Origin of the sequence: Pseudomonas sp. C6002, assembly GCF_013385805.1 — a bacterium.
In the GTDB taxonomy this organism is placed as follows: domain Bacteria; phylum Pseudomonadota; class Gammaproteobacteria; order Pseudomonadales; family Pseudomonadaceae; genus Aquipseudomonas.
The window spans coordinates 54,036-78,106 of the sequence record NZ_JACAPH010000009.1 but is presented as its reverse complement, the minus strand read 5'-3'; the positions used below and the strand labels follow the sequence as shown (position 1 = coordinate 78,106).

The window sequence follows — 24,071 nt, the reverse complement described above, 5'->3', positions numbered from 1 at the left end:
TGGCCTTAAGTAAGTAGGCACCCAAAAGATCTATACGCACCTGAAAGAGAGCGTCCAACGAATGAACAAACACCCTGGCTTTACCGACGAGCAGATTGCCGCCGCCCAGTTTTATGCCCGGCAAACACCCCCGAAGGATCTGGACCCACGGATCGCGCCTCTGGTGACCGACCTGATAGGTCGCGTTGCAGACAAATGGACCATGCTGATTCTTGAAGCCTTGATCGAGACGACGCCGCTGCGCTTCACGCGCCTGAGTGAGCGAGTCGGCGGCATCAGCCAGAAGATGCTGACGCAGACTTTGCGGGGGATGGAGAGGGACGGCTTGGTGGTGCGCAAGGTCTACCCCGTCGTACCGCCGAAGGTCGAATACAGCCTGACAACCCTCGGCTTTACGCTGGGTGCCGCCTTTTGTGGCGTGTGGGTCTGGGCGGCAAACAACCTGGAGGAGATTGAACAGGCACGGGCGGATTTCGATCTACGGTGCAACACCGAGTCATAAGGCCGCAAGGTACTGGAGCACCTCTCCAATCCCGTGAATATCAGGAGCCTCGCTCACGGCGGCTTGCGGGCTGCACCATGGGTAACTCAGGCCGGACACCCAGCTCATCACGTTCCCCAGGTCTGACGCCGGCAGCGTCTTCATATGCTCGATGGTAATCGTCAGCCTTTCGACCAGCCCCGCTTCGGCATTGAACTGCCATTCATACACCCCGCACCCAACCCGGGCTTCGCCGGAGTTCTTGTCGGACATGCCCACCAGCCATTTGCACTGATAGGTTTTGGCCCCCGCCTGCGGTGGCTGCCCCAGGCAAAACGTATAGACGTTTTCAAAGGTCTGCCCGAACCGCCTCACCAGCACATCGCCGATGCCGCCCACCCCTTCGACGTGGGGCGGAAACGAGATGGACCCGGTGCGTACCACCATGTCCAGGATTGCCTCGGGAACAAACGCCCGGCTGAGCAAATGCGGGCGGTTGCCGTCCTTGGCGAGTATGTAGTGCTGAATCGCGAGTTGAGCAGTGTTCATGGTTTTTCCGTCGATTCCCTATCAGGTAATGCTTAGGCCTTCTGGATCAGCTCTCAGAGGTAACAACAGGCTCATCACCGGACTCGGCAGCCAGCTTCAATCGGTCTGCTTTGCTGATGTATTTATCCTTTTTGGCCGGTGCCAATTTGGCGCTGGCCTTTTTGGCCTTGGCCTTGAACAGCTGCTGTAGTTTTTTTTGACGATTCATGTTTTCTATCCGGTGTGTAATCAGTGCTTGCCGGCGTGATTATCCATCTTTCATGCCTTTATCGAAGCAGATTTAATTCACGGCACTCCACAGCGCCACCACGGTCTGTCCCTATACGCCTCTATTCTCGCCCAGCGGAGCCACCATGATCATCGTCCACCACCTCAACAACTCCCGTTCGCAACGCATCCTGTGGCTGCTCGAAGAACTCGGCCTGCCCTACGAGCTCAAGCGCTACCAGCGCGACCCGAAAACCAACCTCGCGCCCCCTGAACTCAAGGCGATCAATGCCCTGGGCAAATCACCGGTGATTCAAGACGGTCCCCACGTGGTGATCGAGTCCGGCGCCATCATCGACTACCTGATTCGCCGCCATGGCAACGGCCGCCTGCAACCGGATCCGGCCACTGCAACCTATGACGAATACGTGCAATGGCTGCACTTCGCCGAAGGGTCGGCCATGCTGCCACTGATGCTCAACCTGTACGTCGGGCGCCTGGGTGACGCGGGTGCGCCGTTGCATCCGCGTATCGAATCCGAGGTGGCGAACTACCTGGGTTATCTGGACAACGCACTGGGGCTCACGCCGTACCTGGTGGGTGACGAATTGACCGGCGCGGATATCCAGATGAGCTTCATCGGCGAAATCGCCCGGGCTCAGGGCAAGCTGCAGGCCTACCCGAATGTGGCGGCGTGGGTGCAACGCTTTCAGGAACGGCCGGCGTATCGCAAGGCGCTGGAACAGGGTGGCGCATACGCGTTCGCGAAGTAAAAGGCCAGGCGGTTCCGGCGGGTGTTCATCTGTATTGCGTTAATCCCCGGGATGAGGATTACTGTAGGACGCATCCGGCATTGAGATAACACAGCATGTTCGAACTCGCCCCCATCCTGACGTATGTCGCCGTGGTCATCGGCCTTTTCCTGATTCCCGGCCCAGCCGTGCTGCTGGTGATCACCCGCACCCTCCAGGGTGGGCGCAAGGTCGGGATTGCCACCGGGCTGGGGGTGGCCTCGGGCGACCTGATCCATACGCTGTGCGCGGCGCTCGGCCTGTCGGCCATCCTGATGACCTCGGCCGTGGCGTTTAACGTGGTCAAAATCGTCGGCGCCTGTTACCTGATCTACCTGGGCGTACGCGCCTTCATGGCCAAGCCTGGCGCCACCACGCGCAAAGACCTGCCCACCGTGACCTCGACCCAGGCGTATTTCCAGGCGGTGGTTGCCGAAGTGCTGAACCCGAAAACCGCGATTTTCTTCCTGGCCTTCCTGCCGCAATTCATTCACCCGGAATCGGGTTCTTCCCTGGCGCAGTTCGCGGTGCTGGGGTTGATCTTCTCGGGGCTCAGTGCGGTGTACACCACACTGATTTCGCTGGCGATTGGTCCGTTGAGCCAATGGATGACGGGGCTTGCAAGGCTGCGCCGTTGGGAGGGGAAGATCATTGGGACGCTGTTCATGGGGTTGGGGCTGAAGATTGCTTTCCAGCAGCGTTAATCGGTTGCAAACCGCTGCCTTTTAACCCGGTACATCTCACCGTCCGCGTGGCTGAGCAGGCTGTCGGCATCTGCTCCATCCGCCGGGTAAAACGCTACGCCGATACTGCAGGACGGCATCTTGACCGCGCCAAACTCAGCGCTCAGGGGCTGGGTCATCACCGCAACTATCTGCTGCACTTTGGCCGACACGGCTTCCGGTGATTGAATATCCGTCAGCAGCACGGTGAATTCATCCCCGCCCATCCGGGCCACCAGGTCGCTCTCACGCACACACCCTTCCAACCGTCGTGCAATCACACAAAGCACGCGGTCGCCCACGGCATGCCCGTGCACATCATTGATGGCCTTGAAGTCATTCACGTCCAGAAACAGCAAGGCCAGAGGACTTTTGTGGTGGTGAGCGGCTTGCAGGGCCTCGTCCAACCGGTCATTGAACAGCGAGCGATTGGTGAGGGCCGTCAACGGGTCGTGATGGGCGAGGAAACGCAGCTCTTCCTCCGCCTGCGTCAGGGCGGTTACGTCCCGCGCAACACCGATCCGCGCCCCCACTTCCTCGGACCAGAAGGCCGCCCACAGAATGTGCACCACGCTGCCATCCTTGCGGATGTAGCGGTTGCGGAAGTCGACGTGGGGCTTGCCATTCATGACCCGCACAATCGACGCCCGGGTGCGGGCCAGGTCTTCAGGGTGCATGTAGTGGGTGATCAGGGTGCCGGTCAGTTCCTCGGCGCGGTACCCCAGCAGCGCTTCGCAGGCATCACTCACAAACACGATCTGATTTTCACTGTCGACCACGAACACCGTATCCAGCATCAAGTGGATCAGTTTGGGATAGAGGGCTTGCAGGTCAACGGGCATAGGTCTGGGGAGCGTCTGGTTCGGATTGGGCGATCATAGCCCGATCCCGAAGGATGGCGAAAAGGAATCATAGCGGCCCGCAGAATAGCCCCCGGCAATGTTGCTGCGCCAACTGCGTCGCCACCAGCAGGCTGCGCCACCCTTCAAGGTCGTAGGAGAGCGCCCGCCAGAGCAGCAACGGCCAATAGTCGCAGAGGTGGAACACGCACCAGATCATTCGACACTCGGTTTTTATAATGAACGAATGATTGCTATGCTGAACACCCGGCGACAAAGCGTCAACCCATTTATGGATGATTTGAAGAACAAATGACCGACATAACGAACAATCTCAATCCAAGCCGAATCGACCTGCTGGCCCTGTCGATCAAGCGCGAACGCCAGGCTGCGGGGCTTTCATTGACTGAACTGGCAAAACGCGCAGGCGTGGCGAAGTCGACCTTGTCCCAGCTGGAGTCCGGCATCGGCAACCCCAGCATCGAGACCCTGTGGTCGTTGGCCACGGCGATGGGCTTGCAGGTGACCCGGTTCTTCGAACAACCCCAGCAACACCTGCGGGTAATTCGCGCCAACGAGGGCCTGACCACCTACACCGAAACCGGCCACTACGCGGCCACACTGCTTGCGGATTGCCCGGCGGGCGTGCGTCGCGATATCTACCGGCTAAAGGTACAGCCGGGCGAAGCGCGCCTGTCTCAGCCCCACCCTGCCGGCACCGTCGAGCACGTGCTGCTGTGCAGCGGCAGCGCGAATATCGGCCCGGCCGGTGCGCCTGTGCTGCTGCACGCCGGCGACTACATCAGCTACCTGGCGAATGCGCCCCATGTGTTCGAAGCACTTGAGGCGGATACCACGGCGGTGATGGTGATCGAACATCCCTAAGCCGCGGGGATGTGCCCTCAGGCATGGATAGGCAGGGCCAACCCGAACAGCACAAAAAAACCGCCGCAGACTTTATTGAATCGGCGCCCGGTTCGCGCCAGCCAGGGCCGTACCCGGTGCGCGGCGCTGGCCACCAGGTACTCGACGATGAACTCCACCACGGCGTAGGTCAGGGCGATGGTGAGCGTCTGCGCGATGATGCTCCGGTGCGGGTCCAGGAACGGTGGAATAAACGCGGTGAACAGCAGCAAGGCCTTGGGGTTTGAGATCGCCGATACCAGCCCCTGGCGGAACAGCGGCCAGCTCCGCGAGCTGGTAGTGCCGGTCGCCTCAAGGCTGACCGGTGCCGCCCGCCACAGCCCGAAGCCCAGCCAGATCAGGTACAGCCCACCCGCCACCTTCAAGGCCGTGAACAAACTGGCCGATGCCTGGATCAGCGCACCCAACCCCAACGCACACAGCGCCAGCACAATCGCAAAACCGAGCACGCCGCCGCTGATGGTGAACAGCGTTTTGCGGCTGCCGTGAAGGGCACCGTGGGTCAGCGCCAATAACGCATTGGGCCCTGGCACCACCGAGATGCCGAAGCAGGTAACCAGGTAAAGCAACCAGGTATCAAAGGGCATGGATCCGATCCAGAAGGTGTTGGTTCAAGGCAGAATGTTGCGGGTGAACAAGCGTCCATGAAAAGCGCATAATTCAGGCCTTAGCCATTCGATTAACGAATAGAGGTCAGCGCGATGCCCGCCAGCGATTTGCAACTCGATTGGCTCAAATGCTTTGTGGCCGTGGTGGATGCCGGCTCGTTGTCTGGCGCCGCCCACGAGGTCAACCGCTCGCAGTCCGCCGTCAGCATGCAGATGAAGAAACTCGAAGCCGCCCTTGGACGACAGCTCTTGAGTCGCGGCCCGAGGCACCTGCAACTGACTGCCGATGGCCAGACGCTGCTGAGCTACGCCCGGCGCATGCTCGCCCTGCACGCTGAAACCCAGGCGGCGTTTCACGGTGAAGAGCTGACCGGGCGCATCCGCCTTGGCGTTGCCGAAGACTACGCGGCCCGGTACCTCACGCCGCTGCTCAAGCGCTATTCGCCGCGCTACGCCGGGGTGGAAATCGAACTGACCTGTGAACAGTCGACCACGCTGATCCCACAGTTGCGCAGCGGCGATCTTGACCTGGCGCTGGTGTCTCGGGACTCGCCCCAAAGCGGCACCTTCCTGTTCAAGGAGCCCATGGTGTGGGTAGGTTCACCGCAGTTCGAACTGTGGCGGCGCGACCCGATCCCCATCGCCGTCTACGAAAGCGCAAGCCTCGCCCGGCGGTATGCGGTGAACGCACTCACCCAGCAAGGCCGCGAATTCAAGGTGGTGTACAACAGCTCCAGCCTTGCCGGCCAGGTGGCCGCCGTCGAGGGCGGGCTCGCGATTGCCGCGATTACCCAATGCACCGTGCAGGATTCGCTTCAGGTACTCGGTGACGAGCACGGTTTGGGCAGTATTGAGCCCATGGAGGTTTCGATTCTGCGTAGCCGGGCGTCCCGCGGGTCCAAGGCGGTCAATAGCCTGCATGCGTTCATCATCCGAACGCTGAGGGCTCAGCCTTAGTGGGCAGAGCGTTTCGGCACAATCATCGAGCGCTTCGGCGCAGTGCAGTGCCCCTGCGCTGTTTAGGATCAAGGCTCAAACCACGCCTGGACATCACCGCAATGAAACTCAAAGCACTTGCCCCCGCGATCACCCTGATCATGGCCGCCAGCGGACACGCCGCCAGCTTCTCACTCAGCAGCCCGGACATTGCCGACCAACGCCCGCTGACGCACCAGCAGGAATTCAACGGCTTCGGCTGCAGCGGCGGCAACACCTCCCCTGCCCTGTCCTGGGCCAACGCCCCGGCGGGCACCAAAAGCTTCGCCATCACCGTCTACGATCCCGACGCCCCGACCGGCAGCGGCTGGTGGCACTGGACGGTGGTGAACCTGCCTGTCACCGTCTCCAGCCTGCCGAGCAATGTGGGCACCCACCTGCCGGCCGGGGCGGTGCAAGGCCGCACGGACTACGGCCAACCCGGCTTCGGCGGCGCCTGCCCGCCCGTGGGTGATAAACCGCATCGCTATCAATTCACCGTGTGGGCGTTGAAAGTCGACACCCTGCCGATCGACAATCAATCCAGCGGCGCCCTGGTCGGCTACATGCTCAATGCCAACAGCTTGGCCAAGGCCACAATCACGGCCCCTTACGGACGCTAGTCACGATGGATGTTCACGAAGGTCTGCGGCACAGGGAAAGCATCATCGAAAGCTGCGTGATCAGGGCCCGGCAACACCATACCCTGCAACGCGTGCCGGTCTTCATGACCGCCCTGTGCCGCGTGCGCCAGGGGCAAAAACTGATGCAGTGGGATGAGCGCGAAATGCGTGCCGGCCCACAGCACCTGATTCTACTGCCGGCGGGCCGCGAGCTTGGGGTGACCAACTTTCCCGGTGCCCAGGGTGACTACATCGCCGACGTGGTGTCGTTTCCGGTGCCGGTGTTGCGTAACTTCGTTGCCCGGTATGGCGCGCAGTTCAAGGGCAGCATGCATGCCGACCTGTGCGTACGCCTGGACAAACAGACCCGACAAGCCTGGGACCAACTGCTGACCGCACTGAGCACCGGCGCCCCGTCGGCCCTGTGCACCCACTATGGCGAGGCCGTGTTGCTCTGCCTGTGCCTGGCCGGCCAGGCGGGACCGTTGCTGATGGATCGCAACGACCCCTTGAGTGAACGCGTGCAGCGGTTGATCGGCAGCAACCTGTCCAGGGACTGGACCGTTGCCACGGTCGCGCAGCAGTTGAATCTGGGGGAATCGACGTTGCGTCGGCAGCTGGCCAATGAGGATGCGAGCTTCAGGGCCATCCTGGAAAATGTTCGGCTGGGGGCGGCGTTGCAACAGCTGCAAACCTCCAGGGATTCCATCGGGGAGATTTCCAGTGCGTGCGGGTATGCGTCGGCGTCGCGGTTTGCGGTGAGGTTCAAGTCACATTATGGGCTTTCACCGCGGTCGTTGCGGGCGGCTATGTGAGGTACACACTACCTGAGTAGCCCGTAGCCTGTGGCGAGGGAGCTTGCTCACGCTGGGCCGCGCAGCGGCCCCAAAAAATGGGCCTGCTGCGCAGTCCAGCGGGAGCAAGCTCCCTCGCCACAGGTACTTCGCGGTTATTGAAGCGCTTTGGCAACCGCATCAAAGGCAAACATATCGTCGATCACCTTGCCACCCGTGGGTTTGGTCTGCGCCTGCCACACCACAATCACCACATTCCTGGTCGGATTGATGTAGAGGTACTGACCAAACGTACCGGCCGCCGTAAAGGCTTTATCCGCTTTGGAGGCGTCGGTCCAACCTGGCCACCACATGGACGCAAAGTCACCGTACGCCGCATCTGAACCGGTAGTCGCGCTGGCAAAACTCAACCAGCCTTCAGGCAACACTGGCTGCCCACCGGCCTTGCCACCGCTAAGCACGAACTGCCCAAAACGCCCGTAATCCTCAAGCGTCGCGCTGATACCGCTGCCGCCCACTTCATTGCCATTAAGACCATCCAGCCACCACTTGGCATCGGTTTGCATGCCGTAAGGCGCCCAGATCTTCTCGCTCAGGTATTGCGTCAGTGGCTTGCCCACCGCAGCGCTCACCAGTTGCCCCAACACTTGAGTTTCACCGGTGCTGTAGTTGGTGCGAGTGCCAGGCGGCGCAGCGGTGGGCAGGCTGGCCATGAACTTGAGGAGCGACCCGGGCACTTGTTCACTACGCAGTTTGATCAAGTGGCGCTCGTCCGAGGTAGGGTCCGTGTATTGCTCGTTCCACTTGATCCCGGAGCGCATGGAGAGGATCTGGCGCACGGTGACCTGGTCATAACCGCTACCGGCCAACGCGGGTAAATAACGGGTGACCTTGTCATCCAGGCTCTTGATGGCGCCGTCCTGCAGCGCCGCGCCCACCAGCGTCGAGGTGATGGACTTGGCCACCGACATCGACATCCACCGGGTGTCGGCGGTGTTGCCTTTTTCATAACGCTCATCAACGATCTTGCCGTCCTTGAGCACCAACAGCCCGGTTACCCGGTTGATCGCCACGTAGTCATCGAGGCTGTAATGCTTGCCTTTGTAGTCAAAGGCAACCGGCCCGAGTGGCTGGCTGCTGCGGGGTAACGGGAACGGATGGCCGCCGGCCTTGATCGTGCGCGTCGGGAACAATCGGTCGGTATTACGGAAGGTAGTGACCGCCAAGTCCTCGCTGAGCCTGCCGTCATAGATGGCCTGCACGTCGCCGATCGGTTCCTGTGCATGGAGATAAGGCTTCGCGGGATCCGGGGTGGCCGCGCAGGCGGTTAACGACAGCGCAAGTGTCGACGCACACACCAACACATGAAGCGCACTGCGTTCAACCGGGGATGAAGAGCGATGAAGCACGGGCATAAACACCTCTTTATTATTGTTTGATCGGCCTTGAAACGCTTCGGCACATCAGCAGAAACCGACATGCCGAGGCTCAGGATGCAGCGGGGGATTTTTTCTGGCGCGCGGGATCGGGCCGGATTACGCGCGGAGTCGGGCCATGGGGGCTTCGGAGGGTTTAACAGGCCAGGACTGGCTGTGTGATTTGCTGACAAAAAAGGGGGACAGATCGTTTTTAATCAAATAGACCCGCCCCCTTATTTTGCCCTATGAGCAATCTTCTATACGCGTTACCGACCCCGCCAGCCGCGCGGATTTCAGTGACACCACCTTATAATCAAGTGCTTTACATGCACGAACAACATCATTGGGACGCGGCTCGTGACTTCTTTTTATCTGGGTAGAGATAGTACCTCCAGCTTTTGAATCAAGATAGACTACTAAGCTGGAGCAAAACTCGCCCGGAAAATCCTTAACAAACCACTTAAGACACCTGAAACGCTCAAGCGCTTTGATTTTAGGGCGAAGATGCGGCAGAAGATAAAGTGTCAGAGGGTACAGCAAAAACATTGCAGCAAGAGGCATGTAGTTTATAGCCCCGAGAAAATACATAAGCACTAACCAAACCAGTGCGGCACCATAGAAAAAATTACGTGAAATAGGCAGATATCCGGAGTAAAGCATTCTAGGAAAGGAATACTTCACCTCATCAGCTTTAAGCCTTTTATACTCACTCTCTAGGACCTCAGCCTCCAGCTTTGGCAAATTATCAGGCCGCTCATACAAAAAAGCGCCACTACAACCCTCAACACATTTCTCCAGGCTAACCCTTCGCAGGCCACTCGTTAAAATTTCAACTACTTCAGACTCATTTATTGCAATAGCAACATGAGTACAGTTATCAAGTGTCGCCACTTTAATAATAATATTGGACGATAGCCCGACAACATCTCCAGCTTTCAAAAAGCTCTCCCTATCATAATTTTGCGCAGCACCAACAAGCCAATATCGACAGATGCGTTGAAACCTTTAATCAAAAACACTCATACCGCAAAATCGCCCGGTCGATCTGGCATTCCGAGCATCTGAGCTAGAAAGCCACGCAGTTCACAACTCTCTCTGGGGTTTCCCTGCATTACTCGATGATTGCTATAGGTCAGAGCGAAGGCTCTGCTTAGGAGGCCGTCTAATCGATGAGGTTGATGATTACTATCGAACCGGTCGCCTATTGGCTTACCAAAACCCATTCCTATAATCGCCTCCACTTTCTCCCTCCCGTCTGCCCGCAGGCGAAATCTCCTCCCGGAACCCGACACCATGCCAAGCGCAAGCCGGGCCCCTAGCGGCCTCCCCGAACATAACCAACAAACCGTCCTGCAGCAGTGGCTGGCGATTCTCTCGGTGGCCGTAGGCGCCTTCGCCCTGGTCACCAGCGAGTTCCTGCCGGTAGGCGTACTCAACGACGTCGCCGCCGATCTCGGCATCAGCGCCGGCCATGCCGGCCTGATGGTCACCCTGCCCGGCATCATGGCCGCCCTCGCCGCCCCGTTGCTGTCGGTGGGCATTGGCGCCATGGACCGTCGCTACCTGCTGATCGGCCTGACCCTGATCATGATCATCGCCAACATGGTGGTGGCCTACGCCAGCGACTTCAGCCTGCTGCTGTTCGGCCGCGTCCTGCTGGGCATCAGCATCGGCGGCTTCTGGGCCACCGCCATCGCCCTCAGCGGCCGCCTGGCGCCCAAGGGCGTCGGCGTAGCGAAGGCCACCTCGATCATCATGATGGGCGTGACCCTGGCCACCGTGCTCGGCGTACCCGTCGGCACCTGGCTGAGCGGCCTGATGGGCTGGCGCATGACCTTCCTCGTCACCGCACTGGTGGGCATCCCGGTACTGCTGGCACAGATGTTCCTGCTGCCCCGCCTCGAACCGGAAAAAGCCATTCGCATCGCCGACCTGCCGGCCCTGTTCATCAACCCACAAGCCCGGGTCGGCTTGATCGCCGTGCTGCTGATCGGCCTCGCGCACTTTGCCGCCTACACCTACGTCGCCCCGTTCTTCAAAAACAGCTCCGGCTTCGACGGCCCGACCATTGGCTCCCTGCTGCTGCTCTACGGCGTGGCCGGCGTAATGGGCAACGTCTTCGCCGGCTTTGCCGCCAACCGCAGCGTGCGCCACACCTTGCTGCTGGTCGCGCTGATGATCGGCACCAGCACCGCCCTGTTCCCCTACTTCGCCACCGGCATGAGCGGCGCAGTAATGCTGATCGCACTGTGGGGCTTTGCTTTCGGTGCCTTCCCGGCGTGCGCGAGTATCTGGATGTTTGTGGTTGCGCCCAAGGATGTGGAGCGTGGCATGCCACTGTTCGTCGCGTTGTTCCAGGTGATCATTGCCGTGGGCTCGTTCTTTGGCGGGCAGATCGTCGACAAGATGGGGACGTCGGTGCTGTTGAGTTTGGCGACCGCGTTGGTGGGCGCCGGGTTTGTGACGGTGCTGGTGTTGGGGCGCAAGGTGAGTAATAGCCTGGCGGCCCAGCCTGCTTAATCGAGGAAAACGGGACTGATTGAATTCAGTCCCGTGGCTGGAGGCAGTGAGCGCCGCACCTTGCTCCATTGCCTACAGTTGCGTCAGAATCCGCCGGCTTGTGCACCTGGGTTGGCGTCTCTAAGGTTGCTCGGTCGCTGAAACCTCAGTGATCGGGTTTAGTAGCCCGAGGTTCAACCTAACGTGTGCATGAGCTTCATCTGTCGGACGTCCTTGTCTGTGCTTGATGGTGGCTGTGCGTAGGGCGCCCTCGGGCGCGCCGGTTTTTGTTAGGTTCCCCCGGTCTACTAACCTGCGTACAGCTGCCACCCCCTCGTTTAGTAGCAACGGGGTGGAAGCCCAAGCAAGGAACTTAACGATGTTCAAGGTAACGCCGAATCCTCCGGGAACTCCCGATTTGAAACTCAACCAAGCCGCGCAACGTGCCTTGGATCACTATCTCAATCCCTCCTCCGCCAAAACCACCCCGCCGTCGGGTGCGCTGTTCAGTGTGGCTGCTGATGCCAGCAGTGAAAGTCTGATTACCAATAGCTATGAAACCTTTGCCTCGGTCAGCGCGTTGCTGCTTGATCTGTCGGAAGATTTGAGCGGGAAAGACCGTGATGTGGCGTTGGCGATTCACCAGCTGAGTGAGTTGGGGGTGCTGTTGATGGGTAAGTTGATGGATCGGGAGGTGCCGTCTAGCTGAAACCGGACGCTGTCCAGGCTACTCAACTAGCTCAATCGACTGATCGCCGAGGCGCTGTAGGCATCTACGGCGGCTCAGCGACGACGATGCCGCTTTAGTTGAGTAAGTCGCCGCTCATGCTGCGCTCAATAGCGGTTTCAGGCCATTTGCCGCCATTACGAAACGCCGTTTTCGACTCCAAACGGACACTCCACTGATGTCAGGCAGGTGTGGGATTTCAGCTTCTGGTGGTCGCGACAAGAATGGGCTTTGTACCGTTGCGCCCTTTAAAGACCATTGTCACATCGACCACCGTATCCATTCCCTCAAAAAACACATCCGCGTTGACCCCATCGAGCCGTTTCTTCAGAGGGGTAGTACTGGTGATGTGGCGGCTCAGTAGGCTTTCAAAGTCAGCCCTATTGCTATCAATCCACCTCTTCAGATCGGTTCTGAGCTGCTCGATTGGCTTGAGCTTTTTACCCGACGGCTTTCGCTTGGGTCCTAGCGTGTCGAGAACGCTGATCTCGTCGATTGAGTAGAGAACCGGGACCATGCACAGTTCGGTCCCGTTCTCGTTCTTCAAGATGGCAACAAGAGTCGTGTCGGAAGGCGCCCGAGCAAGATCTTTTGGGGTGACGGAGAGTGTCACATCCACCCGATCGAACGGTTTAGGCAGAATCCCACCAATGGTCATGCTTTGAGCGAATTTCGTGATTTGTTGGCTCGCAAGCCTTGCCCAGCCGACCTTCTGTTGATTGAGCACGCATAGGCAACGGCTCGACTTAATCATCCGGGGGAGCACGATGCCGTTCTTCCTGGTCCACTGGAGCAGGTCAACCTTCGCATCAAATTTCAGTCGTGCAGAGCCCTCAGATGGCTTTACTGTTCCGGTGTATTTCGTGCCGGAAGGTGCGCCAGACCGAACGGCAGCACCAATTGCAGCTAGGTTCTTAGCCTTTCGTGCAGCTCTCTCTTGTTCCTGCTGATCCCGAGCAACCTGGACTCGCTTGGCTTGGTAGGTATCGGCTTTACCCTGAATCTTGGACATCGCTTCGTTGAATTCTTCGAAAGCCTTTTTGGCTAAGCGAACATCCTTCTCCATCCGCAACACCCTGGCCCAGTCGATCAATTCCAGATCCGGGTCGTCAATCCAATCATTGACCACGCTCCGAACTCGCTCACAAGAATTGGCTTTACTGTTATCGAAACAAACACTCAACTCCTTATTTTTCGAGGCCCCCCTGAAGGTAAGGTTCTGGCTGCCAAGTGTGACGAAGTCAGCCTCGTCCATGATGACTTTCGCATGAAGGTCCTTCACCTCGTAAATCGTGCACTTGTTGATGAGCAACAGCTTGAAGGCAGCGATTGTTGACGCCATACAGACGAAGTCCCTTACCTCGAACCGTGTGTAAAACGTTGCTTGCTTGTTGGCCAAGAGCTTAAGCGTGCTGTTTTCTGTGATGTAGGGGGACAGCACTGTCAGAGGCGTGGTGGCTTCTCGGATCTGCCGATTCCATCGAGGAGCCAAATTGGTTCTGATGCGGATCATTCAACCGTCCCTGGTCTGCCTGGGCGCGAGGCGCGGGGTATATTGGAATCCCTCCAGTATACCGCCGGCGCAGCTGACCATCACAGGCTGTAACCTTGATCGGCAGAGAACAGCCAAAAGCGAACGATCAAGAGAGTGTCAGATTTTTTGTGTACGAGCGGTGATGGCCTACCGTGAGGCAAGCCTTCATTCGACAGTCGCCACCGCCCCTCTTCCGGGACTGATGAGCAAACCTCATGAAGCCTTGCCGATTTACCCGTCTAGTCCTCAGTCGTTAGCGCGCTTACTGTCTCCCCACGCCCAACGGGAGATCAACATGCACAAACGCACACTCGGCAACAGTTCACTCGAAGTATCCGCCCTCGGCCTCGGCTGCATGGGTCTGAGCCATGGCTATGGCCCGGCCACGGATACCGAGCAAGCCATCGCACTGATCCGCTCAGCCGTTGAACGAGGCGTCACGTTCTTCGATACCGCCGAATTCTACGGCCCCTATATCAATGAGCAAGTAGTCGGCGAGGCGCTGGCGCCAGTTCGCGACCAGGTTGTGATCGCTACAAAATTCGGCTTCGCCGTCGGCACCGACAATACAAAACAGGCTCTGGACAGCCGGCCCGAACGTATTCGAATAGCCGTCGAGGGTTCGTTGCGTCGACTGAAGACCGATTACATCGATTTGCTCTACCAACACCGCGTCGATCCGGACGTGCCGATTGAGGACGTTGCCGGGGCGGTGAAAGACCTGATTAGCGAAGGAAAGGTCAAGCACTTCGGCCTGTCGGAGGCAGGCGCGCAAACCATTCGTCGCGCCCATGCGGTACAGCCGGTCACGGCGCTGCAAAGCGAATACTCGCTGTGGTGGCGCGAGCCTGAGCTGGAAATCCTGCCGACCCTTTGGGAGCTGGGCATCGGCTTCGTACCGTTCAGTCCATTGGGTAAAGGCTTTCTCACCGGCACGGTGTCGGCCGATTCCACTTATGGCAGTGACGACTTCCGCAGCATCGTCCCGCGTTTCAGCCAGTCGGCGCTGCAGGCAAATCAGGGTCTGGTGGTGTTGATCCGTCAGATTGCTGCGCAGAAACAAGCGACACCGGCCCAGATCGCGCTGGCCTGGCTGCTCGCGCAGGCACCGTGGATTGTGCCGATTCCGGGCACGACCAAACTGCATCGCCTGGAAGAAAACCTCGGCGGCGCGAACATCACCCTCGACGCTGCCGAACTCAAGGCCATTGATACCGCGCTGGCGCAGATCCGCATCGAAGGCGAGCGCTATCCCGAGGCTCTCAAGGCGCGCGTCGGTCGATGAGTACCGATCACGATCCGCTGCGGCGCACGGTCATCGCCGCACTGGCCAGCGCCCCGCTGCTGTCGCTCGCCGACGCGCAAGGCGCCAGTGAAACACCGCGTTCGGGCTCGCGGATTCTGGTCGCGTATTTCTCGCGCTCGGGCAATACCCGCGTGGTCGCCGGGCTGATCCAGCGTGGACTGGGTGCCGATCTGTTCGAGATTCGCCCCGCCCACGCCTACCCCGAGGACTATCTGCAAACCGTGGAACAGGCGCGCCAGGAACGTGACAGTGGCTTCGAACCCGAGCTGCAAAACACGGTTCACGCCCTCAGCGACTACGACACGATCTATCTCGGCTTTCCGATCTGGGGTGAAACCGCCCCGCCGATCGTGCGCGCATTCCTCAGCGCCCACGATCTGACCGGCAAGACCCTCATCCCCTTCAACACCCATGGTGGATATGGCCTGGGCAACAGCCGCCGTGTGCTGGTCAAGCATGCGTCGAAGGCCAAAGTGCTGGAAGGTTTTGTGATGGAGGGTGAGCAGGAGCGCAAGACCATGGAACGCGTGAACGGCTGGCTGAAAGATCACCCTCTCACGCACTAATCGAATTCTGTACGGAGTAACTCCATGAAAATCCGCACGTTGGGTAATGGCCTGGAAGTGTCCGCCTTGGGTCTTGGCTGCATGAGCATGACGTCGGCCTACGGGCCGGCAGCCGACCAAGCCAGCATGATCAAGCTGATTCGTTCGGCCCACGAGCAAGGCGTCACCTTGTTCGACACCGCCGAAGCGTATGGCCCGTTCGCCAATGAAGAGCTGCTGGGGGAGGCCTTGCAGCCGATCCGCGAGCAGGTCGTCATCGCCACCAAGTTCGGTTTCGATATCGACCTGATCACCGGCGCACGTGGCGGCGGCACCAACAGCCGCCCGGAGCATATACGCGCCGTGGCCGAAGCGGCGTTGAAGCGTCTGCGCACCGATTGCATCGACCTGTTTTATCAGCACCGCGTTGATCCCCAGGTGCCCATCGAAGACGTGGCCGGCACCGTCAAGGATCTGATCGCCGAGGGCAAGGTCAAGCATTTCGGCCTTTCTGAAGCGGGTGTGGAAACCATTCGCCGGGCCCACGCGGTGCAACCGGTCACGGCGGTGCAAAGCGAATATTCGCTGTTCTGGCGTGGCCCGGAGCTGGAACTGCTAGCCGTGCTGGAAGAACTGCGGATCGGCTTCGTACCGTTCAGCCCGCTGGGCGCCGGTTTCCTCACCGGTCAGATCGACGAGAACACGCAGTTCGACGCGAGCGATTTCCGCAATTTCGTCCCGCGCTTTTCCCCTGAAGCGCGCAGGGCCAATCTGGCGTTGGTCGATGTGGTGAAAGCCGTCGCGCAACGCAAACACGCCACGCCGGCGCAAGTGGCACTGGCCTGGTTGCTCGCACAGAAACCGTGGATTGTGCCGATACCGGGCACGACCAAACAGCATCGCCTGGAAGAAAACCTGGGCGCGGTCGAGCTGCAATTGAACGGCGACGATCTGCGCGTGATCAACGAACAGATGGCACAGATTCGGGTGCACGGCGAACGTCTGCCGGAGTCGGCACTGAAAATGACCGGACTCTGAGTCTGCCCGACGCGGCGCCATGTGCGGCGTCGCTTTCTCTGTCTGACCGGAGAACTCATCCGATGAACCGATTGATTGCGCCACTCGTTGCTTTGTCACTGATGGCGGCAGAGTCCCAGGCCGCCAGCGAAATCCGCGTTACGCCGAACGGATCCCAGCCTTCGATCAAGGGCGCAGCGGAAAACTTTACCGGCTCTGTACGCGTCGATGGCCTGTTCAAAGGTGAAGCGCCCGCGCGCATCGGTGGCGGCACGGTGACCTTCGAACCCGGCGCACGCACGGCGTGGCACACCCATCCGCTGGGACAAACGCTGATCGTCACTGCCGGCGTCGGCTATGTGCAGCAAGAGGGTGGCGCGCGTCAGGAGATCCATCCGGGCGACACTGTCTGGATTCCACCGAACACCCGTCACTGGCACGGCGCCACGGCCAGCAACGGCATGACCCACATCGCCATCGCTGAAGCCGAGGATGGCAAGACCGTCACCTGGGCGGAGCAGGTCTCGGAGGCGCAATACGCCGGCCAATAAAGTTACGGAATGTGTCGAAGCTGCTCGACCGGCACGTTCGCGGCGAACCGCCACGTAACCTCAATGCCCCGTAACAACCTGCCCGCACCGGGATTCCAGCGGTTATCGCACGTCGACTCATGAGTTCTGCTCATGAGTCCATGCGCTATTTCGGGGTTAATCGCCACAACCATCCTCCTTACGATCCAGCAACACCGCAGCGCCCCGCAATGGATGGAGCCCTTCACGATGATCACTGACACCCGCAACCGCACTGCCCTCCCCACACTCATGGCGCTCTGCCTGAGCGTCGGGGCGATGTTCAGCGTCACCACTCAAGCAGCCGAGGCTTCGCCCACTATGACCAGCACACCCGCCAGCGCAGCCCGCTTGTCGAGCCAGCAACAAGCCATTCCACTGATCGCGGCGTTCATGGCGACCAGCGACATGCCCAACCTCAACACGGCGCTCAACCAAGGGCTTGATGCCGGCCTGACCATTAGCGAAACCCGCGAAGTCCTCGTGCAGCTCTACGCCTACGTCGGCTTCCCGCGCAGCCTCAACGCCTTGAATGAATTGATGACCGTGGTGCAGGCGCGCAAACAACGCGGCCTTGACGATGCGCCGGGGCGTGAGCCGAGCCGGGTGATACCGGTGGGGGATGAGCTATTGGCAGCGGGTACGGCGAATCAAACGAAAATCTCCGGCGCCCCGGTCAAAGGCCCGGTGTTCGAGTTCGCCCCAGTGATCAACCAGTTCCTGCAAACGCACCTGTTCGGCGACATCTTCGAGCGCGACAACCTCGACTGGCAAAGTCGCGAATTGGCGACTGTCGGAGCGCTGGCAGCGACGCCGGGGGTCGAGCCTCAGTTGCGCTCGCACATGGCGGCGAGCCTGCGCGTCGGGCTCAGCGCAGCACAGTTGCACCTAGTCACCGAACTGCTGAAAAAGCATGGCGATGCACAGACTGCCGAGCGGGCCAACGCAGCGCTGGTCCAAGCCCTCGCGGCGTCGAGGAAGTGACATGAGAACTGCAAAACGTCTGCTGAGCGTCATGCTGTTGAGCCTGTTGGCGGCCTGCGCGAACCACTCCGAAGGCCCGCTGCTGATCCAGAAACAAGGCAGCTTCGCCGCCGGCGGAACGATGACCACGGCACCGGGCACCTTCAACCCGCGCCAACCGATGACGCCCAACGGTCAGACCTACCACGGTGACCACGCCTACGCCTTCTATCAAATCCCGGTGGACGCGCGAAAACTGCCCATCGTCATGTGGCACGGCGCAGGTCAGTTTTCCAAGACCTGGGAAACCACCGCCGATGGTCGCGAGGGTTTTCAGAACATCTTTCTGCGCCGCCACTACGGCGTCTATCTGATCGATCAACCCCGGCGTGGTGATGCCGGGCGCAGCATGGTCGAGACTACCATCAAGCCTATGCCGGACGAACAACTGTGGTTCAACCAGTTCCGTATCGGCCTTTGGCCCCGCTACTTCAACGGCGTGCAAGTGGCACAGGACGCCCAGACCCGCGAGCAGTTTTTCAGGGCTATGACACCGAACACCGGGCCGTTTGACATGGGCGTGGTCTCCGATGGTGTGTCGGCGCTGTTCGACAAAATCGGCCCCGGCATCCTGTTTACCCATTCTCAGGGCGGCGGGCCGGGCTGGTTGACGGCGATCAAGAACGACAAGGTCAAAGCCATCGTGGCGTTCGAACCGGGCAGCAGTTTCGTGTTTGCTGACGGTGAAGTGCCGGCGCCGATCCCCAGCGCGTTCGACACGGTGCAAGGCGCAGCGGTGCCGATGGAGCAATTCATGGCACTGACGCGCATTCCGATTCTGATCCTGTACGGCGACAACATCCCGGAACAGGCAGTCGATCTGCCCGCTCAGGACAGTTGGCGCGCACGCCTGAAAATGGCCCGGCTCTGGCGTGACGCGGTCAATCGCCATGGCGGTGATGTGCGACTGATACACCTGCCGGAGATTGGCATTCACGGCAATACCCATTTCCCCATGTCGGATCTGAACAACGTGCAGATCGCTGACCTGGTCGCGCAGTTCCTCAAAGAAAAACAGCTGGACTGACCCAAATACTTTCGCAACTGCCGTCCTTTTTTTGCTCAGGAGCTTCACGTGAAGAACACCCTCAAAGCCACGTTCATGTCGGCATTGGTCGGCCTCTCGGCAGGCGAAGCCTTGGCCGCCGACTACAAGAAGAACCCATTCACCCTCGCCTACGACGGCGCGATCACCCGCAACGAACCGGGCAGGGTCAACATCCACCCGGTCAGCTATAAGCTCAACGGTCTGGACATCGCCGCCAACGTCTACACGCCTGCCAACTACGACGCGAAGAAGACCTACCCGACCGTAGTGGTTGCGCATCCAAATGGCGGCGTAAAGGAGCAAGTCGCCGGTCTGTATGCTCAGCGCCTCGCCGAACAGGGCTACATCACCATCACGGCCGATGCGGCCTATCAGGGCGCCAGCGGTGGTCAGCCGCGCAGCATCGATAAACCGGCGTATCGCATCGAAGACATTCACGGCATGGCCGATTTCATCAGCCAGTTCGCTGGCGTGGATGACAATCGTCTGGGCCTGCTCGGCATTTGTGGCGGCGGTGGTTATTCGTTGGCGGCGGCGCAAACCGACAAACGCTTCAAATCCCTGGCAACGGTGAGCATGTTCAACTCGGGTCGAGTACGCCGCAACGGCTACAGCGACTCGCAACTGGACAGCATCCAGCAACGTTTGCAACAGGCATCAGCAGCCCGCGCGCAAGAAGCAGCGGGGGGCGCGGTGCTGTATACGGGGGATGCCAACCTCACCGATGAGCAGACTGCCAAACTGCCTTTCGAACTGTATCGCCAAGGCTATGAGTACTACTGGAAAACCCACGCGCACCCGAACTCGACCTTCAAATACACCACCAGCAGCCTTATTGACCTGATGCGTTTCGACGCCACCGACCATATCGAGTTGATCAATCAACCGTTGCTGATGATCGCCGGCAGCAAGGCCGACAGCCTGTACATGACTCAGGATGCGTTTCCCAAAGCCGCCGGCACCACCGACAAGGAAGTGTTCATCATCGATGGCGCCACCCACATTGAAACCTACTGGGTGCCGCGTTATGTCGATGCGGCGATCGGCAAACTGACGGATTTTTACGCACGCACCTTGTGATCAGCGCGCCAAGGGTCGCACATCCGTGCGCGACCTGCTTTCATGGAATAATCACGCGCTCCTCATGAGAGGTTCTCATCAATGTCCCGCCCCAATCTCAACGACCTGCAAGCCTTCGTGGTCATCACCCGCGAAGGCAGTTTTACCCGTGCTGCCGCGCAACTGGGCGTCTCGCAGTCAGCGCTGAGCCACACTCTGCGGGCACTGGAAACCCGGCTGGGCGTGCGCTTGCTGACGCGGACTACGCGCAGTGTTTCACCAACGGAGGCGGGCCAACGCCTGTATCAAGCGATGGCGCCGCGCTTTGAAGAAATTGAACTGGAACTGGCTGCCGTCAGCGAGTTTCGCGACACCCCCGCCGGCAATGTACGGATTCAGGCGTCCGAGCATGCGGCGAACAATATTCTCTGGCCGAAGCTGCTGAAGGTGCTGCCCGACTACCCGGACATCAAGGTCGAAATCACCGTCGATTACGCCCTCGCCGACATCGTCGCGCAGCGCTATGACGCTGGTGTTCGACTGGGTGACCAGGTGGCCAAGGACATGATCGCCGTGCCGATCGGGCCATCGTTACGCATCGCCGTTGTCGGCTCACCGCAGTATTTCCAGCAGCGGCCTTACCCGATGGAACCGAGAGATCTGGCGGCGCACAACTGCATCAACCTGCGCCTGCCGACTCACGGCAGCCTGATGCAATGGGATTTCGAAAAGGATGGCCACGAACTCAAGGCCCGCGTCGAAGGCCAATGGACATTCAACAGCAGCGTGCCCATTCTGCGTGCGGCCGTGGCGGGATGTGGCTTGGCTTTCCTGCCAGAGGACATGGTGGCGAAGGAGCTTGCCGACGGTAGCCTTGTGCGGGTGTTGGAAGATTGGTGCCAACCCTTTGCCGGTTACCATCTCTACTACCCCAATCGCCGTGAACATTCGTCAGCGTTTGGCGTTGTAGTTGAGGCGTTACTCTACAAGAGCTGAGTCATCGACCTTCAAGGCGTCTGAATTTTTCCCGCCCCCTCAAACCGTGAATGAGCAGATGATTTTGATCGACTGCGTCGGGCGCGACCGGCTGCAAGCCGATTGCTGCCCCTCGTAACAAGCAGCTTCTGGCTTATCCCTCCTAAAGCCCCACCCAAAAACGCCGATAACCTCCTACCATCAATCAACCCCCGCTCCCCTACACCCGATTCGCTCCCCGCATGCTCGTATGGCACGTCGCATGCTTGCCTCACCCCGGCCCGTCCACATGGAGTACGAGTGAATGCCTGCCCAAGCCCGTTTCATCGAGCACTACCGCAAAGCCGACCGCATCATGCTCGCCCTGATCTGGCTGATGACCCTCTTCTCCCTGGGCCTGGCGTTCTGGCACGACACGCTGCTTCAAGCGCTCTTCATAGGCGCCGGCACCAGCGTGGTGCTGACCCTGGCCTATCGCGTCATCGGCGGCACCCGCCTGATGCGTTGCGCCCTTGGCGTCGGCCTGATGGTCATGGCGGCGTTGCACATCAACCAGGCCCAGGGTGTCATCGAATCGCACTTCGGTATCTTCGCGCTGCTGGCGGTGCTGACGTTCTACCGCGACTGGCTGCCTATCCTGGTGGCCGCTGTCACCATCGCGGTACACCACGTGGTGTTTCATGCCTTGCAGCACCAGGGTTTCCCGGTGTTTGTGATGGAGCATCACGGCGGCTGGAGCATGATTTTCGTCCACGCGTTCTACGTGGTGATGGAGACGGTCGCCCTGCTCTACCTCGCGGTGCACAGCCAGACAGAAGCGCTAGAAAGCCAGGAAATGCTCGAAAAAATGCTCGCCGTCACCACGCAGTTCAGCGGTGAGGCCGTCAAGGGCAGTCCGGAAAAAGTGCATGTCTCCCTTGCCACCCGTTTCGATCACTTTCTGACCCAGATCACCGGCCTGATCGACGGCGTCGCCCGCGACTCCCACGGCCTCGGCCAACTCGGTCAGGAGCTGGCTCACGCCAGCGGCACCTTCAAAAAAGGCGCGCGCCACCAACTGGCGGAAATCGCCCAGATGACCGGTTCCATGCAGCGCATGGACTAATGGCCGACAGTAGCCGCTCATGACAGACCACTTCCAGCCAAGCCAGTGAGCCACTCCAACCCTATCGGCGAACAAAACCAAAACACCCCGCACTTCAACCAAAGGCGGGGCGTTCTCTCCAGCGTCACTTCACATCAATCACATCGCCGTATGAAAAATCTGCTCAATCTCATCCTGATTGGCAGGACGCGGATTGGTAAAGCCGCAGGCATCTTTCATCGCATTGGTTGCCAGGGTCGGAATATCGTCAGCCTTTACACCCAGCTCAACGAGCCCGCTCGGAATCCCCACATCCGCAGACAGTTTACGGATGGCCGTGATAGCCGCCGCAGCACCCTTCTCCGCATCCAGTTGCTGAGTCTCAACCCCCATTGCATGGGCAATATCCTTAAACCGGGCCGGGCACACGCTGGCGTTGAAGCTCGACACATGGGGCAGCAGGATCGCATTGCACACGCCGTGAGGCAGGTCGTAGAACCCGCCCAGTTGGTGCGCCATGGCATGTACATAACCCAGCGAAGCATTGTTGAAGGCCATGCCGGCAAGGAATTGCGCGTAGGCCATGTTTTCCCGGGCGGTCATGTTGTCACCCTGGGCAACGGCGGTGCGCAGGTTGGCCGAGATCAATTCGATGGCTTTGAGTGCACAGGCATCGGTGATCGGCGTGGCCGCCGTCGACACGTAGGCTTCGACGGCGTGGGTCAGTGCGTCCATGCCGGTGGCGGCGGTCAGGCCTTTGGGCATGGCGGCCATCAGCGAGGGGTCGTTGACGGATAACAGGGGGGTGACGTTGCGGTCGACGATGGCCATTTTCACGTGGCGGACTTCGTCGGTGATGATGCAGAAACGCGTCATTTCACTCGCCGTGCCGGCGGTGGTGTTGATGGCGATCAGTGGCATTTGTGGTTTGGCGGATTGGTCGACGCCTTCGTAGTCGCTGATGTGCCCACCGTTGGCGGCGCACAGGGCAATGCCTTTGGCGCAGTCATGGGGGGAACCGCCGCCCAGGGAAATAATGAAATCACAGTCGCTGCGGGCCAGCAGCTCAAGGCCCTTTTCCACGTTGCTGACGGTCGGATTCGGTTTGGCGCCGTCAAACAGAGTGGAGTCGATGTCTTGCTGGGCCAACAGGCCGGCGACCTTGGCCGCCACGCCGGCTTTGGCCAGGCCAGCATCGGTGACGATCAAGGCTTTGCGGAACCCGTACTTGCGGATTGCGAGCATCGCCTCGTCGAGGCTGCCAATGCCCATCATGTTCACGGAAGGAATGAAGAAGGTGCTACTCATGATAAATCCTCTTTTTATTATGGAGACACGGGAGTCAGTGAGGTTTTCTACTCATCTCGCAGGTGATGCGGCGCGCCTTGTTGTCATCGTTGACGATCACAAAGCTGAGCCTAAACCTATGGCGTCAGACCGAAATGGTCCTTTAGCGGGCATTGACACCTCCTTTAGTACTGGGAGCAGGGCTTCACCCATTCCATGGGGGGCGGCAGCAAAATCTGACTTGCGCAGACCCCGACCCGCCCGGATGGTTATGATGGTTCGCTGATCAACAGCCCTCACCCACTCTCCTGTGCAGGAACTGCAAAATGAGCATTGATTGGATCAAGTTGTCGCAGGTATCAGTGGCTTGCTGGGCAGCGTGATGCGGTTTGGCAGTGAGGGCTGGGGCGAGAAAGCGTTGTTTCTGCTTGGCCTGGTGATTGCGCCATTGCTGCGGGGGTAGGTCT

General features: G+C 59.7%; 26 protein-coding genes and 2 pseudogenes. 19 read left to right on the top strand and 9 right to left on the bottom strand.

The window, feature by feature from the left end:
- The first annotated feature begins 61 nt into the window (after positions 1–61).
- Positions 62–502, top strand: a complete 441-nt coding sequence (locus tag HX817_RS04100) for a helix-turn-helix domain-containing protein (protein WP_003215603.1) — start codon at positions 62–64, stop codon at positions 500–502.
- Here the strand turns inward: HX817_RS04100 and HX817_RS04095 are convergent.
- Both HX817_RS04095 and HX817_RS04090 read right to left on the bottom strand, forming a co-directional pair.
- Positions 497–1,030 carry a hypothetical protein gene (locus tag HX817_RS04095; RefSeq protein WP_177039832.1) on the bottom strand — a complete coding sequence of 178 codons (534 nt, stop codon included), beginning with the start codon at positions 1,028–1,030 and terminating at the stop codon, positions 497–499. The two genes, HX817_RS04100 and HX817_RS04095, sit on opposite strands and share 6 nt — an antisense overlap.
- Positions 1,031–1,076: 46 nt before the next feature.
- Positions 1,077–1,238 carry a DUF2986 domain-containing protein gene (locus HX817_RS04090; protein ID WP_008434728.1) on the bottom strand — a complete coding sequence of 54 codons (162 nt, stop codon included), beginning with the start codon at positions 1,236–1,238 and terminating at the stop codon, positions 1,077–1,079.
- A gap of 145 nt (positions 1,239–1,383) precedes the next feature.
- On the opposite strand from HX817_RS04090, the gene HX817_RS04085 reads away from it, so the two are divergent.
- Positions 1,384–2,010 (top strand): glutathione S-transferase family protein, encoded by a 627-nt coding sequence (locus HX817_RS04085; protein ID WP_102368774.1) that lies wholly within the window; start codon positions 1,384–1,386, stop codon positions 2,008–2,010.
- A gap of 95 nt (positions 2,011–2,105) precedes the next feature.
- A complete protein-coding gene (locus tag HX817_RS04080; RefSeq protein WP_177039831.1) occupies positions 2,106–2,732 on the top strand; it encodes a LysE family translocator in 627 nt (208 codons plus the stop codon).
- Here HX817_RS04080 and HX817_RS04075 read toward each other — a convergent pair.
- A complete protein-coding gene (locus HX817_RS04075; protein ID WP_008434731.1) occupies positions 2,729–3,592 on the bottom strand; it encodes a sensor domain-containing diguanylate cyclase in 864 nt (287 codons plus the stop codon). The genes HX817_RS04080 and HX817_RS04075 overlap by 4 nt on opposite strands.
- Before the next feature lie 67 nt (positions 3,593–3,659).
- Positions 3,660–3,809: a hypothetical protein gene (locus HX817_RS04070; protein WP_177039830.1), complete on the bottom strand. Its 150-nt coding sequence runs from the start codon at positions 3,807–3,809 to the stop codon at positions 3,660–3,662.
- Positions 3,810–3,901: 92 nt separating this feature from the next.
- Between HX817_RS04070 and HX817_RS04065 the strand changes: the two genes are divergently transcribed.
- Entirely contained in the window at positions 3,902–4,474 is a 573-nt protein-coding gene (locus HX817_RS04065; RefSeq protein ID WP_008434733.1) for a helix-turn-helix domain-containing protein, read from the top strand.
- 17 nt (positions 4,475–4,491) lie between these two features.
- Here HX817_RS04065 and HX817_RS04060 read toward each other — a convergent pair whose 3' ends face one another.
- Positions 4,492–5,100: a LysE family translocator gene (locus HX817_RS04060; RefSeq protein ID WP_087694681.1), complete on the bottom strand. Its 609-nt coding sequence runs from the start codon at positions 5,098–5,100 to the stop codon at positions 4,492–4,494.
- A 114-nt stretch (positions 5,101–5,214) separates the two neighbouring features.
- Between HX817_RS04060 and HX817_RS04055 the strand changes: the two genes are divergently transcribed.
- The 3 genes from HX817_RS04055 (at position 5,215) to HX817_RS04045 (ending at position 7,534) form a co-directional block, all read left to right on the top strand.
- Positions 5,215–6,078: a LysR family transcriptional regulator gene (locus HX817_RS04055; protein WP_177019879.1), complete on the top strand. Its 864-nt coding sequence runs from the start codon at positions 5,215–5,217 to the stop codon at positions 6,076–6,078.
- A 101-nt stretch (positions 6,079–6,179) separates the two neighbouring features.
- Positions 6,180–6,719: a kinase inhibitor gene (locus tag HX817_RS04050; RefSeq protein WP_177039829.1), complete on the top strand. Its 540-nt coding sequence runs from the start codon at positions 6,180–6,182 to the stop codon at positions 6,717–6,719.
- A gap of 5 nt (positions 6,720–6,724) precedes the next feature.
- Positions 6,725–7,534, top strand: a complete 810-nt coding sequence (locus HX817_RS04045) for an AraC family transcriptional regulator (protein WP_003215582.1) — start codon at positions 6,725–6,727, stop codon at positions 7,532–7,534.
- Between the two features lie 134 nt (positions 7,535–7,668).
- Here HX817_RS04045 and HX817_RS04040 read toward each other — a convergent pair whose 3' ends face one another.
- A complete protein-coding gene (locus HX817_RS04040) occupies positions 7,669–8,928 on the bottom strand; it encodes a serine hydrolase (protein ID WP_177022088.1) in 1,260 nt (419 codons plus the stop codon).
- A 246-nt stretch (positions 8,929–9,174) separates the two neighbouring features.
- The gene (locus HX817_RS04035) at positions 9,175–9,870 is read right to left on the bottom strand and encodes a hypothetical protein (RefSeq protein ID WP_177039828.1); all 696 of its coding nucleotides are present in this window, start codon (positions 9,868–9,870) and stop codon (positions 9,175–9,177) included.
- A gap of 354 nt (positions 9,871–10,224) precedes the next feature.
- On the opposite strand from HX817_RS04035, the gene HX817_RS04030 reads away from it, so the two are divergent.
- Together HX817_RS04030 and HX817_RS04025 are read left to right on the top strand one after the other, a co-directional pair.
- Positions 10,225–11,451 (top strand): MFS transporter, encoded by a 1,227-nt coding sequence (locus tag HX817_RS04030; RefSeq protein WP_003209751.1) that lies wholly within the window; start codon positions 10,225–10,227, stop codon positions 11,449–11,451.
- Between the two features lie 358 nt (positions 11,452–11,809).
- Positions 11,810–12,139, top strand: a complete 330-nt coding sequence (locus tag HX817_RS04025) for a DUF6124 family protein (RefSeq protein WP_177039980.1) — start codon at positions 11,810–11,812, stop codon at positions 12,137–12,139.
- 217 nt (positions 12,140–12,356) lie between these two features.
- Here HX817_RS04025 and HX817_RS04020 read toward each other — a convergent pair whose 3' ends face one another.
- On the bottom strand, positions 12,357–13,670 hold the full coding sequence (locus HX817_RS04020) for a phospholipase D family protein (protein ID WP_102605913.1): 1,314 nt from the start codon (positions 13,668–13,670) through the stop codon (positions 12,357–12,359).
- A 316-nt stretch (positions 13,671–13,986) separates the two neighbouring features.
- Between HX817_RS04020 and HX817_RS04015 the strand changes: the two genes are divergently transcribed.
- From HX817_RS04015 to HX817_RS03975, 9 genes and pseudogenes are all read left to right on the top strand, one after another.
- On the top strand, positions 13,987–14,976 hold the full coding sequence (locus HX817_RS04015) for an aldo/keto reductase (RefSeq protein WP_003209745.1): 990 nt from the start codon (positions 13,987–13,989) through the stop codon (positions 14,974–14,976).
- Complete coding sequence (locus HX817_RS04010) at positions 14,973–15,563, top strand: flavodoxin (protein ID WP_177039827.1); 591 nt, start codon at positions 14,973–14,975, stop codon at positions 15,561–15,563. Before HX817_RS04015 ends, HX817_RS04010 begins: the two co-directional genes overlap by 4 nt.
- Positions 15,564–15,587: 24 nt before the next feature.
- Positions 15,588–16,580, top strand: a complete 993-nt coding sequence (locus HX817_RS04005) for an aldo/keto reductase (RefSeq protein WP_008432612.1) — start codon at positions 15,588–15,590, stop codon at positions 16,578–16,580.
- 62 nt (positions 16,581–16,642) lie between these two features.
- A complete protein-coding gene (locus HX817_RS04000) occupies positions 16,643–17,110 on the top strand; it encodes a cupin domain-containing protein (RefSeq protein WP_008432610.1) in 468 nt (155 codons plus the stop codon).
- 228 nt (positions 17,111–17,338) lie between these two features.
- Complete coding sequence (locus HX817_RS03995) at positions 17,339–18,112, top strand: carboxymuconolactone decarboxylase family protein (RefSeq protein WP_003209734.1); 774 nt, start codon at positions 17,339–17,341, stop codon at positions 18,110–18,112.
- Between the two features lie 121 nt (positions 18,113–18,233).
- Positions 18,234–19,178, top strand: coding sequence for an alpha/beta fold hydrolase (locus HX817_RS03990; protein ID WP_177039979.1), 945 nt, complete (start codon positions 18,234–18,236; stop codon positions 19,176–19,178).
- Between the two features lie 48 nt (positions 19,179–19,226).
- On the top strand, positions 19,227–20,279 hold the full coding sequence (locus tag HX817_RS03985; protein ID WP_008432604.1) for an alpha/beta hydrolase: 1,053 nt from the start codon (positions 19,227–19,229) through the stop codon (positions 20,277–20,279).
- A gap of 81 nt (positions 20,280–20,360) precedes the next feature.
- Positions 20,361–21,254: a LysR family transcriptional regulator gene (locus HX817_RS03980; RefSeq protein ID WP_003209726.1), complete on the top strand. Its 894-nt coding sequence runs from the start codon at positions 20,361–20,363 to the stop codon at positions 21,252–21,254.
- A 283-nt stretch (positions 21,255–21,537) separates the two neighbouring features.
- A pseudogene (locus HX817_RS03975) lies at positions 21,538–22,335 on the top strand (methyl-accepting chemotaxis protein); the annotation flags it as partial.
- Positions 22,336–22,476: 141 nt separating this feature from the next.
- Here the strand turns inward: HX817_RS03975 and yiaY are convergent.
- Positions 22,477–23,625 carry an L-threonine dehydrogenase gene (yiaY, locus tag HX817_RS03970; RefSeq protein ID WP_076016933.1) on the bottom strand — a complete coding sequence of 383 codons (1,149 nt, stop codon included), beginning with the start codon at positions 23,623–23,625 and terminating at the stop codon, positions 22,477–22,479.
- A gap of 328 nt (positions 23,626–23,953) precedes the next feature.
- On the opposite strand from yiaY, the pseudogene HX817_RS03965 reads away from it, so the two are divergent.
- Positions 23,954–24,064 (top strand): annotated as a pseudogene (locus tag HX817_RS03965) (YeeE/YedE family protein); the annotation flags it as partial.
- Between the last annotated feature and the right edge of the window lie 7 nt (positions 24,065–24,071).